This window comes from Mariniflexile litorale (assembly GCF_031128465.2).
In the GTDB taxonomy this organism is placed as follows: Bacteria; Bacteroidota; Bacteroidia; order Flavobacteriales; family Flavobacteriaceae; genus Mariniflexile; species Mariniflexile litorale.
The window spans coordinates 2,193,945-2,211,798 of the sequence record NZ_CP155618.1 but is presented as its reverse complement, the minus strand read 5'-3'; the positions used below and the strand labels follow the sequence as shown (position 1 = coordinate 2,211,798).

The following is a 17,854-nucleotide window of genomic DNA, read 5'->3' as shown; positions in this document are numbered from 1 at the left end:
TATGAAAAATAATAAAAACTTATTTAGCATAAAAACAGTATTGTTTTTATGCTTAACCTTAACCATGTTTTGTGCATGTGATAAAGATGACGAACAGACATACGATAAAACTCGTTTATTTCGCCCAGTTCTAAACCAAAATTTATTTGCAAACGGTAATACAATTGTTGTAAATATGGGAAAACTTAAAGGCGCTGTTGGCTATACAATTGAAGTTAGTAGAGACACCTTTACTACTGTTGAATACACCATATTGACAGATACAAATTATGTAGAAATAAACAAAAATACAGTTGGTGAAGAACTGTTTTGGAATTCTATATACCAAGTAAGAGCAACGGCTCATGAAGCAGAGGCACTATTCGATAGTAAAATATCTGATTTTGGAAGTGTTAGAACGCAAAGATTCCCTTCAATTCTTTTTCAACCAAAATCATATGATGTAATTGACACATCTGCTAGACTAGCTTGGGAACCTTTAGGAGACGCAATTACAGGTATTAAAGTTTTTGCTCCAAATGATTTAAGACTTGAAACACCTCTTTTTCCTGAAGCAACAGTTACCCAAGAGGAATTTGAAGCAGGAGAAACTTTTGTAACAGGTTTACAACCTAACACAACTTATCAAATTGCTATTTATGCAGGAACCGAACTTAAGGGTTGGGTTAATTACACTACCAAAGTAGCAGATATAGATCCAAATGGTCCAGGAGTTATAGACATTAGAGCGGATGAAAGTCCGTCTGCGGTTAATACAGCATTAAGTTCTGCCCCTGAAGGTGCTATTATTCTTGTAAAACGAGGTATAACATATGACATGCCTTCTACGGCATTTGATAAATCTGTAACGATTAGAGCTGCCTACGGTTTTGGCAAACAAAAAGCTAAACTATTTAAAGATGGCAATATGAACATCGCTTCTGGAATTCCTATTGGATATATTCGATTTGTTGACTTAGAGGTTAGAGGAGCTAATTATGGTGGCAATTATGCATTTAACCATAATTCTAATAATTTAAATATTGGAGAAATACTTTTTGATAATTGCGAAGTTGGAACCATGCGTGGTATCATGAGATTAAGAGGTGATAATGTTTCGATAAACAATTTTGAAATTAGAAATACAGTTGTTGATAGTATAGGTGGTTACGGATTACTTACTTGTGATACTGATGGCGCTACGGCAGCTACCATAAACAATATTAAGTTTACAAATAGTACTTTTAATAAAATTGAAATGGGGATTCAATCAAGAACACCATCACAATCTCTAATTATAGAAAGCTGTACTTTTGCTAACATCAATACCATTTTTCGCTACAGGGGCGGGAATGGTAATAATGACGTCACTAATGGAATTGAAATTAAAAATACCATTTTTGGTCATAAATGGGATCCTACAGGTAAACTATCTGGTGCTGATCTTGCTGTAATAGGTAGTGAAAGTAACGGATTGGGAGGCACAAATTTCACTGTTATAAACACTTACACAACCACAGATTTCCTTTTTGTATCAGGTAAAGAAATCGCTGAAATCCCTATTGGAAATGCTGGTACTTCTCAAAAAGATTTATGGATTGATCCAGAAAAAAACGATTTCAACTTTCTAAATGCTAATTTCTTAGGAAAAACTAGCGCTGGTGATCCAAGATGGAGAGCAAAATTATAAAGCTATCCTTTTAACTATTATCTAAATATAGTAAAGTGGATATCTATAAAGCAATCAAACTTTAAGATATCCACTTTTAACATAAACTTAAAAGACATGAAGTTATATTTAAAAATAATACTATTAATTCTGCCTCTTTTTATGGTTTGCTGTAGCTCTCCAAATGATAATACTACTGAAGAACCAGAGGTTATTATACAAGAGCCTGAACCAGAAGAACCTGAACCAGAAGAGCAACCTACTCAAATTCAAGAAAATGCTATAGCTTTTCCTGGCGCAGAGGGCTTCGGCATGAATACTACAGGTGGTCGTGGAGGTAAAGTACTGTTTGTTACGACTCTAAATGATTACGGATCTGGTAGCTTAAGAGAAGCTATCAACACTACTGGCCCTCGGTACATTATATTCAAAGTGTCAGGAACCATACGTCTTCTTTCTGAATTAAAAATAAAGAATGGAGATCTTACCATTGCTGGTCAAACAGCTCCTGGTGATGGTATTTGCTTAAGAAATTATCCAGTTACAATAGATGCTGATAATATTATAATAAGGTTTTTAAGATTTAGAATGGGTGATGAGGCACAACAAGAAGGTGATGCTTTAGGTAGTCGATTTCATAAAAACATCATAGTAGATCATTGCTCTATGAGTTGGTCTACAGACGAAACTGTATCTATTTATAATAATGAAAACACCACTTTACAATGGTGTTATATAACCGAAAGCTTACGTAACTCTGTTCATGGCAAAGGCTCTCATGGATATGGTGGCATTTGGGGTGGAAAAAACGCTTCATTTCACCATAATTTGATGGCACACCACGATAGTAGGAATCCACGCTTGGGCGAATCTGCTGGCTCAGCATTTGCACTTACAGATTTAGTAGACTTAAGAAACAATGTTATTTACAATTGGGGAGGTAATAGCTTGTATGGAGGGGAAGCCATGAATGTAAACATTACTAATAGTTATTACAAACCAGGCCCTGTCACTACAAAAACTCAACGTATTGCCTCTTTAGATAAAAATAAAGTTTCTGGCACAGAGGTTTATGATATCTGGGGCAAGTTTTATATTCATGGTAATTATGTTGAAGGCAGTACACAAACTACTGGAGATAATTGGAGTTATGGTGTTTTTAACCAATTTCATAGTAGCTACGGCACTGTTTCAGAAGAAGACAAAACCGCTATGCGCTTAGTAGAACCACTTAGTATTAATAATAATGTGAACACACATACAGCTTTAGTTGCTTACGATAAAGTATTAGCCTACGGGGGTGCTTCCTTAAAACGAGATGCCATAGACCTAAGAATAACCGAAGAAGTTAAAACAAAAACTTACACCTATGAAGGATCTAATGGAAGCACAAAAGGCATTATAGATTCTCAAGGAGATGTTGGCGGGTGGCCTGAATTAAAATCTGAAGCCGCTCCAGTTGACACCTCGGGTGATGGTATGCCAGATGCTTGGAAGGAAAGTAAAAAATTAAAAGTAGCTGACAATAACCCTAACGGAAACGATTTAAGCACGGGTTATGATAATATAGAAGTTTACATAAACAGTTTAGTTGCCTCAATTACAGAAGGCCAAAAATAAATTTGATTTAAATAATGATAAAAAAAACTTCCTTCTTTATTACAATTATTTTTCTAGTATATCAATCAAGTTATGCGCAAAAGTTAGCATTCCCTACAGCCGAAGGCTTTGGTCAATTTACAACTGGAGGCAGAGGTGGTTTGGTATATAAAGTGACTAATTTAAATGATGATGGAGAAGGAAGTCTTAGAAAGGGGATTTCAAAAAGTGGCTCACGAACTATTGTATTTGATATTTCTGGTACTATCGAACTTAAAAGAAATTTGGATATCAACAAAGGTGATTTAACTATCCTAGGACACACTGCTCCTGGTGAAGGCATAACTATTAAAGGGTATCCTGTAACCATAAAAGCAGACAATGTTATTATTCGTTATGTTAGATTTAGAATGGGTGACATTAACAAGGTTGAAGGAGATGCTCTTGGATGTAGAAATGTTAATAACGTTATTATAGACCACTGCTCTATCAGTTGGGGAACCGATGAAAACGCCTCTTTTTACAACAATAAAAACTTCACCTTACAATGGTGTATTATTTCAGAAGCTCTAAATAAATCAGTGCACACAAAAGGCGCGCATGGTTATGGAGGTATTTGGGGTGGTGTTAATGTGTCATTTCATCATAATTTAATTGCAAGTAATAATAGTAGAAACCCAAGATTTAGTGGGTCATCTACGACCCAAAATTCAGAAAATGAATTTGTAGACTTTAGAAATAATGTTATCTACAATTGGGGACAAAACAGTATTTATGGTGGTGAAAAAGGAACATACAACATTGTTAACAATTATTTTAAATCGGGCCCTGCAACTACTTCTTCTAAATTAGATCGCATTATAAACCCTTCAGAACCTTATGGTAAATTTTATGTAAATGGAAATTTTGTACAAGGTTATGAAACCATAACCAAAAACAATTGGGATGGTGGTGTCCAATGCGATAATCCTGTTGCTACTAAATTAAATTCACCTATAAATATTTCAGAAAACATTAAAACATCAAATGCTACAGAAGCTTACAATGAAGTACTTAAAAATGTAGGAGCTAGTATTTTTAGAGATGCTGTTGATGACAGAGTTGTAAATAGTACCAAAGAAGCTCGTACAAACTATAAAAATGGCATGATAGATTCTCAAGAAGATGTTGGTGGTTGGCCTACATTGAAATCAGTAAAACCAAAGGAAGACTTAGATTCTGATGGCATGCCTGATGATTGGGAAATTCAAAATAAATTAGACCTAAAAACAAATGATGCTATATCAAATACTTTAGATAATAATTATACAAATATTGAGGTTTACAGCAACTATCTCATTAATGCTCCTCTAAAAGAAGAAGTTATTAATAATAAAGACTTTGACTTTGTTGTTGATTCGAAAGGACATGGTGACTTTTATACAGTTCAAGAAGCTATTAATGCCATTCCCGATTTCAGAAAGAATGAAACAAAAATCTTCATAAGAAACGGGATCTATAAAGAAAAAATAGTACTTCCTTCTTCAAAAACCAATGTCACGTTGATTGGAGAAAATAAAGACACTACTATTTTAACCTTTGATGATTATGCAAAAAAACTCAATACGTTTGGAGAAGAAATGGGCACCACAGGTTCAACCTCATTTTTTATTTTCGGTAATGATTTTAAAGCAAAAAATATCACTTTTGAAAATAGTGCGGGTAACATAGGTCAAGCCGTAGCTGTTAGAGTTGATGGTGACAGGGTTATATTTGAAAATTGTAATTTTTTAGGTAATCAAGACACCCTTTATTGTCATGGTGATGATAGCAGACAATATTATAAAGACTGCTACATTGAAGGTACCGTCGATTTTATATTTGGTTGGTCTACTGCTTTTTTTGAAAACTGCGAAATATTTTGCAAAAGTAAGGGATATATAACTGCGGCTTCTACCAATAAAGACACAGAATATGGGTTTGTTTTTAAAAACTGCAAATTAACAGGAACTGCTTTAGAAAACACCTTTTACTTAGGACGTCCGTGGCGGGATTATGCAAAAACAATTTGGATAGATTGCTATATGGACAAACATATAAAACCAGAAGGCTGGCACAATTGGGGGAAACCTAATGCAGAGCAGACTACGTTTTATGTCGAGTACAATACCTCGGGGCCAGGTGCTTCTAATAAAAGAGTCGATTGGGCTAAAAAAATATCAGAAAAAGAAACCGAGACTTTTAGTTTAAAAAATGTATTAAAAGGTTCCGATAATTGGCTTCCTACATTATAATCATTTAAAATATAATTTTTTGTTAAATTTCATCAAAGACAAGATAATCTAGTCGGATAAATTATGCCAATGTGTACAACTTTAGTATTTTAGTCAATCGATTACATTTAAACTAAATTTATGAAAATTAACACATCTTATTTATTACGTTCGCTACTATATTTATCTGTTTTTGCACTAGTTTTTAATTCCTGTAAAGCTAAGAAAGAAGAAACAAAAGAAGCATCTCCTTTTGATGAAGCTGATAAAATTGTTAAGAGCATAAAAGTTCTTGAATTTCCAAATAACACATTTAACATATTAGACTATGGAGCAGTTGCTGATGGCGAAACCAATAACTCTGAAGCTATTAAAAAAGCTATTACAATGTGTAACGAAGCTGGAGGAGGAAAAGTCATCATTCCTTCAGGTAAGTTTTTAACGGGTCCTATTCACCTTAAAAGCAATGTGAATTTGCATTTAGAAGCAGGTGCTGAAGTCTTATTCTCTAAAAACCACAAAGATTACTTACCGGTTGTACACACTTCGTATGAAGGTCAAGAATTAATGAATTATTCTCCTTTAATATATGCTTACAAACAAAATAATATCGCGGTTACTGGAAAAGGAACGTTTAACGGACAAGCAAGTAACACCAATTGGTGGCCTTGGTGTGGGGCTGAGAGATATGGGCGCTTAGAAGGGATGCTTCATCAAAGAGATGAACATAATTTGCCTCGCTTATGGGAAATGGCTGAAAACAACACCCCTGTTTCTGAACGTATTTTTGGAGAAGGACATCAACTTCGTCCTTTATTTATCCAACCTTTTGAATGTGAAAATGTATTGATACAAGGAGTCACTTTTACAAATGCACCATTTTGGGTCATCCACCCTATTAAATGTAATTATGTGAGGGTTGAAGGCGTCACTGTAAATAGTCATGGACCCAATAATGATGGTTGCGATCCGGAATACTCAAAAAACGTACATATAAACAACTGTACTTTTAACACTGGTGATGACTGTATTGCAATCAAGTCTGGAAGAAACAATGATGGAAGGCGTGTAAACATTCCAAGTGAAAATATTGTAGTAGAAAATTGCAACATGAAAGATGGCCACGGTGGAGTTGTAATGGGTAGTGAAATATCCGCAGGTGTTAGAAATGTATATGTTAGAAATTGTAAAATGAATAGTCCTGAATTAGACCGTGCCATAAGAATTAAAACTAACACTTTAAGAGGTGGTTTTGTAGAAAATGTTTATGTTAAAAATATTGAAGTAGGTCAAGTTAAAGAGGCCGTATTAAAAATAAATTTGTTTTATGCAATTTATGGTCCACAAGAAGGTGATTTTATGCCTTCAGTAAAAAACATCCACCTACAAGATATTAATGTGGAAAATGGCGGTAAATATGGAGTTTTAATAAAAGGCAGACCGCAAAGTTTTGTGAAAAATGTAACTTTAACTAACGTTCATATTAAAAATGCTGAAACACCACTGTCTGTTGAAAACTCAGAACCTATCACATTTAAAAACACCACAATAAACGGTAAAGAATATTAAAACCAATTAACTAATTATACATTATGAAAAAAATCGCAGTTTTGTCAATTGCCCTTTTATGTCTATTTTCTTGTAAAGAAAAACAATCTAAAACTAATACAGAATCAATCGCTTCAGAAGAAAAAACAGATTCTAAAACATATGCTGAACTTTCTATTGCGCAAGGTGGAGAATGGAAAGATGGGCCAAGAGGGCATAAAGAATATAGTGCTGGAACTTCATTTAAAAATATAAATTCGCTTCAAGTTCCAAAAGAACATACCGACCATTCTTGGTTCTTACGCTATGAAGGTCCTGGTTGGGAAAACAGTCAAATAGGTTACCGCTTATATTTAGATTGGAGAAATGCTATCGATATTTACGGTAAAAAGGTAGATTCTTTAGTACTTCCTTACGTTGGTCAAGATGGTTTTGACTCCTACCACGAACCAGCAGATTGGGGTCAAGACATTCTAAAAGCAGGTAAATCGATGGGAATTGGTGGTTATGGAAGAATTGTTGCTGATACTGTAGTTCATTTTCAAAGTGTAAAAAGTACGTTTGCTAAAGTGGAAAACTTAAAAGAAAGTTCTTCTGTAAACATAGAGTATAAAGGATGGGCTTCTGGAGAAGATAGTACTGATTTAACAACTAAACTTACTATTTACCCTGAAGACAGATTCACAAAAGCAGAGTTAACACCTTCAAAAGAAGTTACAGGTATTTGCACTGGGATCGTAATAGCAAAAGATATTCCTTTAGTTAAAAAAGATGGTGCAAAATGGGCATATATTGCTACTTATGGAAAACAAACATTAGCAAGTCCGCCTGATAATTTAGGAATGGCTCTTTTCTACAAATTAGATGAAGTAGCTGAACAGAAACAAGGTATTGATGACCATTTAGTTATTTTTAAACCATCTTCAAAAACCTTAACTTATTACTTTTTAGGTGCTTGGGAACAAGAAATAAATGGCATAAAAACAGAAGAAAACTTTATAGCTGATCTAAATAAAAAATTAGAATCCTTAGAAAAAACAAATTCGATAAACTAGTATAAAATGAAAAATACAACTAAATACATCGTTCTTTTTACAATCGCCTTAGGCTTATCGGTCACCTCCTGTAAAGAAACTAAAAAAGAAAATACAGAAGAAACTGCCACCATAGAAAAACTTGTTCCAGAAAACTTAAAATGGTCTGAACGTATGATGCTTTCTGAAATAGAACGTTTTCCTGAAGCTACCAAACTAGATTTTAGAACCACTCCGGGTTGGAGTTACACGAATGGTCTAGTTTTATCGGCTGCTATTAAAGTTTATGAGCAAACCAACAATCAAAAATACTATGACTACATATATGCTTATGCAGATGAATTGATTGATAGCACAGGAACTATCAAAACATATTCTTTAGAAAGTCAAAATTTAGATATGATTAAATCTGGTGATGTGTTACTTTATTTATATCCAAAAACAAAAGAAGAGCGTTTTTTAAAAGCCATGGAAACATTAGATAGCCAAATGGAATCGCAACCTAAAACGTCTGATGGAGGATATTGGCATAAAAAAAGATACCCTTACCAAATGTGGTTAGATGGTTTATATATGGCTGAACCTTTTCATATCCGTTATGCTCAAGAATACTATAAGAATGAAGCTGAAAAGGAAAAAATATATAATGATGTTGTACATCAGTTTGATTTGATTCAAAAACACAGTCGCGATGAAAAATCAGGATTGCTTTATCACGGTTGGGATGAAAGCAAAGAACAAAAATGGGCAAATAAAGAAACTGGAAACTCTCAACATTTCTGGTCTAGAGGTATGGGGTGGTACGGTATGGCTATGGTTGATGTTTTAGATTTTTTACCAGAAAATCATCCAGGTCGCGAACGTATCGTTACGTATTTAAATCAATTTGCTGAAGCTATAACTAAAGTTCAAGATGAATCTGGTTTATGGTGGCAAGTTTTAGATCAAGGAGATAGAGAAGGTAATTACTTAGAAGCTACAGGAACCTCCATGTTTACTTATGCTTTTGCAAAAGGAGCTCGTAAAGGCTATTTAGATAAAAAGTATTTAGACGTGGCAAAAAAAGCCTATGATGGTCTTTTGGAAAATTTAGTTACTATTGAAGAAAATGGTATTGTAAATCTTAATAAGTGTTGTGGTGTCGCAGGCTTAGGCGGTAATCCATACAGAGATGGTTCTTACGAATATTATATTGGTGAATTAATCCGTTCTAACGACCCAAAAGGCACAGGACCATTCATTCTGGCATCTTTAGAGTTAAATAGATAAAATCAAACACTTAATTAAGTATAGTTAAACAAATATGAAAAAACATAAAACCAGACATCACGTTTTAGTAGGATTATTTTTTGTTTTAATAGCTTTTACAAGCTGTAAAGATGGGAAAAAGGACACAAAAGAAGTTGCCACAGTAGAGAAAGTAGTACCAGAAAACTTAAAATGGTCTGAACGTATGGTGCTTTCTGAAATGTTGCGTTTTCCAAAACCTTCGTTATTAGATTTTAGAACATCTCCTAAGTGGAGTTATACCCCTGGTTTGGTTCTAAGTGCTTTCTCGAAAGTTTATGAACAAACAAACAATAAAAAATATTATGACTACATATATGCTTATGCAGATGAACTAATTGATAGCACTGGAGCCATAGAAACTTACAAACTGGAAAATCAAAATTTAGATATGATTAAATCTGGTGATGTGTTACTTTATTTATATCCAAAAACAAAAGAAGAGCGTTTTTTAAAAGCCATGCAAACCTTGGATAACCAAATGGAATCACAACCTAAAACGTCAGATGGCGGGTATTGGCATAAAAAAATCTATCCTCATCAAATGTGGTTAGATGGTTTATACATGGCCGAACCTTTTCATGCGCGCTATGCAAGAGATTACATAGAAGATGAAGCTAAAAAACAAAAAATATATAATGATGTTGTGCTTCAGTTTGATTTGATTCAAAAACACAGTCGTGATGAAAAATCAGGATTGCTTTATCACGGTTGGGATGAAAGCAAAGAACAAAAATGGGCAAATAAAGAAACTGGAAACTCTCAACATTTCTGGTCTAGAGGTATGGGATGGTATGGGATGTCTATGGTTGATGTTTTAGATTTTTTACCAGAAAATCATCCAGGTCGCGAACGTATCATTACGTATTTAAATCAATTTGCTGAAGCCACTACCAATGTTCAAGACGAAACTGGTTTATGGTGGCAAGTTTTAAACCAAGGAAATAGAGAAGGTAATTACTTAGAAGCTACAGGAACCGCCATGTTTACTTATACATTTGCAAAAGGCGTTCGTAAAGGATACTTAGACAAAAAATATTTAGATGTTGCAGAAAAAGCATATGCAGGCCTTTTAGAAAATTTAATAACTGTTGAAGAAAATGGCGTTGTAAACCTAAATAAATGCTGTGGTGTTGCAGGATTAGGCGGTAACCCTTATAGAGATGGTTCTTACGAGTACTACATTAATGAAATGATTCGCTCTAACGACCCAAAAGGAACTGGCCCATTTATTTTGGCTAGTCTTGAATTAAACAAATAATAAAACTTTAATAAATTAATATTTAATGAAACTATATTCGTTCTTATTTACACTAATTAGTACAACTTTAATATGTGCACAAAATAAACCTTATGTATCTGAGGTTTGGGTAGCCGATAATGGCGATGGCACTTATAAAAATCCCATCTTATATTCAGATTATTCAGACCCAGATGTTGCAAGAGTTGGAGATGATTATTATATGACGTCCTCTAGCTTTAATTCAGCTCCAGGATTACCAATTCTACATTCTAAAGACATGGTCAATTGGAAATTAATAAACCATGCATTACCAGAACAAGTTCCTGTAGAAGTGTTTAATGTACCTCAACACGGTAATGGTGTTTGGGCACCAGCAATTCGTTTTCATAAAGGTGAATTATACATTTATTGGGGTGATCCTGATTTTGGTATTTACATGGTAAAGACCAAAGATCCTAAGGGCAAATGGGAGGAGCCTATTCTAGTCATGCCTGGTAAAGGTCTTATTGACCCTTGCCCGCTTTGGGATGATAATGGAGAAGCTTATTTAGTTCATGCATATGCAGGGAGTAGAGCAGGTGTGAAAAGTTTAATAAGTGTTAATAAAATGAACCCTGAAGGTACTAAAGTACTAGACAGAGGTGTTCATGTTTTTGATGGACACGAAAATCATAAAACAGTTGAAGGTACTAAGTTCTACAAACGTAACGGTTACTATTATATTTTCGCACCAGCAGGAGGCGTACCAATTGGTTGGCAGCTTATTTTGCGTTCTAAAAATATTTATGGTCCTTATGAGGAGAAAATTGTTTTAGAACAAGGTAGCACAAAAACGAATGGGCCCCATCAAGGTGCTTGGGTAGATACACCAAACGGTGAATCTTGGTTTTACCATTTTCAAGATCTTGAAGCCTATGGAAGAATTATCCATTTACAACCTATGAGTTGGAAAAATGACTGGCCTGTAATGGGTAAAGATTTTGATGGTAATGGTGTTGGAGAACCTGTTGCTTCTCATAAAAAACCGAATGTGGGTAAAACCTACCCTATCGAAACACCTGCTGAAACAGATAACTTTGATGGCAATGACATTGGGCTTCAATGGCAATGGAATGCAAATTCTGATGTGGTATGGCATGCTAAATTTCCTCATAAGGATTATTTAAGATTGTTTTCTATTATCGTACCCGAAGACATTCCTAACTTATGGATGGTTCCTAGTTTATTACTTCAAAAATTTCCTGCTCCAGACTTTACAACTTCAACTAAAATCACATTAGTTCCTGAAGGAGCTACAAATGGAAAAACAGCAGGACTTGTTGTCTTAGGTATGAACTATGCAACGTTAAGTATTTCAGTTGATGAAAAAGGTTATTTCATAAAACAAACAGAAGCCATTGGAGCAATAAATGGTGCTAAAGAACAAACCAATGCAGAAGAGCGCCTAAAAAACAATACAGCTTATTTTAGAGTTGAAGTTTCTGCACCCGATGCTATGTGCCAATTTAGTTATTCTGAAAACGGAAAAAATTATAAAAAAATAGGTAAGCCGTTTAAAGCCATACAAGGTAAATGGGTAGGTGCAAAAGTGGGGCTATTTAGTGTTAGCACTCCAGATGCCAAACGATATGGTTATGCCGATGTAGATTATTTTAAAATCACAAAATAAAAAAGTATGAATAAGTTACTGTTAGCTTTTAGTATATCATTATTAATTATTTCTTGCAAACAACATCAAACTCTAGAAACTGCAAAAAGTAGTGAAGTTGATATTTATGATGGTATTGAATTTGAAATGCCAAAAATAAGAACCACAAATTTCCCAGATTATGAAGTTAGCATTACAAGTTTGGGTGCTAAAAGTGGCGGTTTATTTAAAAATACCGATGTGTTTTCAAAAGCCATGACTGATGTCAATTCTAAAGGTGGTGGTAAAATTATTATACCTCGAGGCATCTGGCTTACTGGCCCTATTAAATTTAAAAGCAATGTGAATTTACATTTAGAAGAAGGTGCTTTACTGATTTTTAGTAAAGATTTTGATGATTATCCACTTATCAAAACTAGCTTTGAAGGTTTAAATACCGTTAGATGTATTTCACCTATTAGTGCCTTTGAAGTTGATAATATTGCCATTACCGGCAACGGTATTATTGATGGTAGTGGAGATACTTGGCGACCAGTGAAAATTGGAAAAATGACGGATACGCAATGGAAAACATTAGTTAAATCCGGCGGTGTTTTATCAACCGACGGTAAAATGTGGTTTCCTTCTGAAGGTGCTAAAAAAGGCTACGAAGGAAGTTCTAATTTTAATGTTCCTGATTTAATTGGTACTTCAGAACTAGAATCTGTTAAAGATTTTCTTCGTCCTGTAATGGTAAGCATCGTGAATAGTAAGCGCATCCTTTTAGATGGCCCAACCTTTCAAAACTCACCAGCGTGGAATATCCATCCATTAATGAGTGAAGATATCGTTATTAGAAACCTTAAGGTTAGAAATCCTTGGTATTCTCAAAATGGTGATGGGCTTGATTTAGAATCCTGTAAAAATGTGTTGATTTATAACAATACGTTTGATGTGGGAGATGATGCCATTTGTATTAAATCTGGTAAGGATAAAGACGGTAGAGAAAGAGCCATTCCTACTGAAAATGTAATTATTAAAAATAACATTGTTTATCATGCCCATGGTGGTTTTGTAATAGGTAGTGAAATGTCTAGTGGCGTAAAAAACATACATGTCTCCAACTGTACATTTATAGGAACCGATGTAGGCTTACGTTTTAAAAGCACAAGAGGAAGAGGTGGTATTGTGGAGAACATTTACATTTCTAATATTGACATGATACATATTCCCACAGAAGCCATTCGTTTCAATTTGTACTATTCTGGGAAATCACCTGTTTTGGAAGAAGGTGAAGAATCAGACACTAAAATAAAAGAGGAAGAACTAGTTGAAGTGACAGAGGAAACGCCTTCTTTTAGAAATATCTCTATGAAAAATATTAATGTATCCGATTCTGAAGCAGCTGTGTTTTTTATGGGTTTACCTGAAATGAATCTGAAAAACATTTCAATTGAAAATTCAGTTTTTGAAACAAGAAAAGGAATTACAGCCATTGATGCGGATGGTATTACACTAAAAAATGTTACAGTAAAAGCTTCAGATGATTTTGCATTAACTATTTATAACAGCAAAAACATAAAAACAAGTAACTTTAAATTTGACGAAAGTAAATCGGCTATAAAAATTTTAGGTTCAAAAAGCAATAATTTAGAATTTGATAAAAAAGATTTTTTAAATGCGAATGAACAAATTCAATCAGGTAAAGACATTTCCAAAAAAGCCATTGTTTTTAAATGATAATATTAAAACAAATAACATGTTTGATTTTTATATTTTTTATAATAAGCAATGTTTTTGCTCAAGAAAAACCAACTTATTCGCCATATACTATTGAAACAACTTATCAAAAATTAAAAAAAGACCATCCATTTATTACACCTATTGAGCCTTTAAAATCAAAGGAAATAAAATCAAAAGAAAACATAGTTTATAAAAAAACTAATAGCTCAAAATTAAAACTTGATGTTTACATTCCTAAAGGAAGAGATAGTAACAAAACGTATCCAGCCGTTTTATTAATTCACGGTGGCGGATGGTTGGTTGGCAGTAAAGAGAATGAACGTGTGATGGCTCAACATTTAGCCTTAAATGGCTATGTAGGTATTTCTGTCTCTTATAGATTAGGATTTGAAGCGCCATACCCTGCAGGCGTTATCGACTTAAAAGATGCTATTAGGTGGATGCGAAAAAACGCGAAAAAACATCATATTAATCCTGATAAAATAGCTGTTTTAGGAGCTTCAGCTGGAGCTCAATTAGCAACATTAATTGGGGTGACTCCAAATTCATCTGTTTATGGATTTGATTCTTTTATTTCTGATGATGTACAAGCTATAGTAAATATAGATGGTATCGTTTCATTTATTCATCCCGAAGCAAGCGGCGAGGGTAAAATGGCTGGTATTTGGCTGAGTGGTTTAAAACATGAAAATTTTAAAAACTGGAAAGAAGCATCGCCTCTAGAATATGTAGATGAACACTCGCCTCCTACCCTTTTTATAAATAGTGCACAACCTCGTTTTCATGCGGGGCGAGATGATATGATGACATTATTAAACAAATATAATACTTATACCGAAACACATACCATTCCAGATAGTCCACATTCATTTTGGCTCATGCATCCATGGTTCGAAACAACGCTTAGTTATACCGTTAATTTTTTGAATGTCGTATTTAAATAATTAAAAGGAATATTTATTATATTCGGATATACATTAATATCACACTAAAAGCGTCGTTTTAAATGAATTATATTGTAAATACAAGTACGCAAAAAGCTTTTTCCTTATTTGTATTAGTCGTTATAGTTTGTATTCAAAGTTTTGCTCAAAAAAGTTTAAGAGGAATCGTTAAAGATGCTAATAATGCCCCTTTAATTAATGCCTCTGTAAAGCTAATGCCTACTAATATATTCACTTCTACAGATGTAAATGGCTATTTCAAAATTGATGATCTTGATAGAGGAATTTATGAAATTATAATTACGCATCTGGGTTCTAAATCATATCATGAAATGATCCAAATGGAAGATCTTGATCTTACGCTTTCAATAATTTTAACAGAAGATTTTATAAATTTAGAAAACATTATTCTCACCGGAACTAGTTTTTCCAGAAGGCAGATGGAATCTGGAATAGCGATAACCACATTAAAATCAGATAAATTACAGCAACAATTTTATAATGGTACCGCAGACCTATTACAAAGCATTCCTAGTCTTACAACTGATCCATCAGCAGGTGAAGTATTCACCAAAGTATCTTCCAGAGGAATATCAGCTTCTGCACAAGATGATCTAGGTTGGTACTATGCATCGCTACAAGAAGATGGACTTCCCATAAGTTTAATTCAACATTCTTATTACGCTCCAGATATTTTTCATCGCTTTGATTTAATGACTGAAAAACTAGAAGTTTTACATGGTGGTAATGCTTCCATAAGCGCAACAAACGCTCCGGGTGGGATTTTTAATTTCATTTCACGAGGGGTAAATGATAGTTTAAGAGGCGAATTTCAATTAAATGGGGCATTACAAGGAGACCAAAATGCGTTGTTTAAAATGGATGGCGTTATTGGTGGTCCTTTGGGCAATAATTGGTTTTTTAATTTGGGAGGGCATTATCGTAAAGATGAAGGGGCTCGAAATACAGATTTTAATTTTAGCAATGGCGGACAAATTAAGTTTAATGCCATAAAGGAAAACAAACATGGTTTGCTAAAACTATATGGTAAAGTTTTAGATGATTATACCAATAGATATACAGGAGTTGCTGCTACTAATTGGAAAAATCCTCACGCTGCGTTTGGACAAGATTTTAATACTACTGCTTTGTTAATGCCCGGTTTTAAGGGTGAAATTCCTGATGGACGTCATCTCACTAATAACAAGACGAATGGTTTCGATCCTTCAAAAGGAGTACATGCTCAAGATTATGCTATTGGAATTGATTTCCATCAAAACTTTAATAATGATTGGTCTATGAGATATAACGGGAAATTCTCTCATAAAATAGCAGATTGGCAAACCTCCATTAGTAATGCTCTAGTTTCTTTAAACGATCCTTTGGCATACTTTATTAGTGGTGCAGATTTCCCCATTGGACAACTCGTTTTTAGAGATACTAAGTCTGGTTCTGAGATAGCTCGTATTAATAATAGCGGAATTTTAGCAGGAGAATCTTTTGAATATTTAGATGAAGGACGATTGCCAAATGATGCGATTATGGGAACATCTGCATGGTATAAAAAGAATACAGCTAACGAATGGATTGATGAACTTCGGATAAATAAAAAATGGAAAAATCACGATTTTAACTTTGGCACCGCTTTAGGTATTTCAAATTCAACTTTATTTACTCAAGGTAGTTTTGCTTATGTAACTTATGAACCCAATCCACGAATGCTTAGAGTGACTTTAGAAAACCCAAACGAGGACGTAATTGCATTATCTGATTCTAATGGACTTAGTAATTACGGTGGACTATTTTTTATAAATGGAGAGGCAAAAGTTAGACAACATGCTATCTTTTTAAATGATAGATATAAAATAAAAAAGAATCTAACACTGGATCTTGGAGTCCGTTATGAAAATATAATACACAAAGGGAGCAAGGATCGATTTGAACCATTTCAAAGCGATGGCGGATTAGATAATGATACCAATACAGCTTATGATAATGGTATTTTAGCGCCTACTGGAATTCATGATGATTTTAATTATAATTATGACTATTTATCATATTCTTTTGGTTTAAATTATTTGTTATTTAATGATTTTGCCATATTTACTAGCTATTCATTAGGAAATAAAGCACCAGAACTTGATTATTATTTTAATAATTTCTCTAATGTTCCAATAAATCGGAAGGGTGTCATTCAAAAAATAACTCAATTTGAATTAGGCTTAAAGTGGAATACTAAATATTTTTCTTCAACAATAACATCATTCATAAGTCAACTTAATAATATTGGCATCATAAATTTTGAGTTTGACCCAGATGACGCATCTATTTTTTATACACCTATTCAATTTAATAGTTCAAGGTCAATGGGTTTAGAATGGGAAAGTGCATATGCACCCCTATCCAATCTGACATTTAGATTTAACGGCACCATTCAAAATGCCAAGGCTTTAAATTGGACCGTTTATAATGCCTCTGGCACAGTAGATACAAGTGATGATGAAATTGCTAATTTCTCAAATAACACCATTCCATTTATCCCTAAATTAGCTACAAATATAAGTGCTGAATATAAAATAAATAGGATGAGCTCATTTATGAGATGGCAACACATTGGTAAAAGAGAAGCTAATATTAGTAATGCATTTCAACTACCAAATTATAGCCTTTTTCATTTGGGACTAAAATACACTATGAATCATCATATCTCTGCGGACTTGTTGGTATCAAATCTATTTAACTCATCAGGTTTAAATAACTTTTTTGGTTCAAATACTTTTGGGGGAAATGCAGATGATATAACTCCTGATTTTGTAAAATCGAATCCAAACGCAAGTTTTATAGTTGTTCCCATTTTACCTCGAAGAGCGACTCTTAAGCTTAGCTATAAGTTTTAAATAGAATTTAACAATAGATCTAATTTCTAATA

The 17,854-nt window shown here is 33.8% G+C and carries 11 protein-coding genes; all 11 read left to right on the top strand.

The genetic code is table 11. From position 1 onward, the window contains the following. Nucleotide 1 precedes the first annotated feature (1 nt). The 11 genes from QLS71_RS09170 (at nt 2) to QLS71_RS09120 (ending at nt 17,822) form a co-directional block, all read left to right on the top strand. On the top strand, nt 2-1,669 hold the full coding sequence (locus QLS71_RS09170) for a DUF5123 domain-containing protein (protein ID WP_308991062.1): 1,668 nt from the start codon (nt 2-4) through the stop codon (nt 1,667-1,669). A 96-nt stretch (nt 1,670-1,765) separates the two neighbouring features. Further along, the gene (locus tag QLS71_RS09165) at nt 1,766-3,268 is read left to right on the top strand and encodes a pectate lyase (protein ID WP_308991063.1); all 1,503 of its coding nucleotides are present in this window, start codon (nt 1,766-1,768) and stop codon (nt 3,266-3,268) included. 14 nt (nt 3,269-3,282) lie between these two features. After that, entirely contained in the window at nt 3,283-5,520 is a 2,238-nt protein-coding gene (locus QLS71_RS09160; RefSeq protein ID WP_308991064.1) for a pectinesterase family protein, read from the top strand. 120 nt (nt 5,521-5,640) lie between these two features. Further along, nucleotides 5,641-7,068 (top strand): glycoside hydrolase family 28 protein, encoded by a 1,428-nt coding sequence (locus QLS71_RS09155; RefSeq protein WP_308991065.1) that lies wholly within the window; start codon nt 5,641-5,643, stop codon nt 7,066-7,068. 23 nt (nt 7,069-7,091) lie between these two features. After that, nucleotides 7,092-8,102: a DUF4861 family protein gene (locus tag QLS71_RS09150; protein WP_308991066.1), complete on the top strand. Its 1,011-nt coding sequence runs from the start codon at nt 7,092-7,094 to the stop codon at nt 8,100-8,102. Nucleotides 8,103-8,108: 6 nt separating this feature from the next. Beyond that, the gene (locus tag QLS71_RS09145; RefSeq protein WP_308991067.1) at nt 8,109-9,350 is read left to right on the top strand and encodes a glycoside hydrolase family 88 protein; all 1,242 of its coding nucleotides are present in this window, start codon (nt 8,109-8,111) and stop codon (nt 9,348-9,350) included. A 34-nt stretch (nt 9,351-9,384) separates the two neighbouring features. Beyond that, nucleotides 9,385-10,629 (top strand): glycoside hydrolase family 88 protein, encoded by a 1,245-nt coding sequence (locus QLS71_RS09140; RefSeq protein ID WP_308991068.1) that lies wholly within the window; start codon nt 9,385-9,387, stop codon nt 10,627-10,629. Nucleotides 10,630-10,654: 25 nt separating this feature from the next. Then, nucleotides 10,655-12,280 carry a glycoside hydrolase 43 family protein gene (locus QLS71_RS09135; RefSeq protein WP_308991069.1) on the top strand — a complete coding sequence of 542 codons (1,626 nt, stop codon included), beginning with the start codon at nt 10,655-10,657 and terminating at the stop codon, nt 12,278-12,280. Nucleotides 12,281-12,286: 6 nt separating this feature from the next. Beyond that, nucleotides 12,287-13,978, top strand: a complete 1,692-nt coding sequence (locus QLS71_RS09130) for a glycoside hydrolase family 28 protein (RefSeq protein WP_308991070.1) — start codon at nt 12,287-12,289, stop codon at nt 13,976-13,978. Nucleotides 13,979-14,001: 23 nt separating this feature from the next. Then, nucleotides 14,002-14,925 carry an alpha/beta hydrolase gene (locus tag QLS71_RS09125; protein ID WP_308991071.1) on the top strand — a complete coding sequence of 308 codons (924 nt, stop codon included), beginning with the start codon at nt 14,002-14,004 and terminating at the stop codon, nt 14,923-14,925. Between the two features lie 62 nt (nt 14,926-14,987). After that, entirely contained in the window at nt 14,988-17,822 is a 2,835-nt protein-coding gene (locus tag QLS71_RS09120; RefSeq protein ID WP_308991072.1) for a TonB-dependent receptor, read from the top strand. Nucleotides 17,823-17,854: the final 32 nt, after the last annotated feature.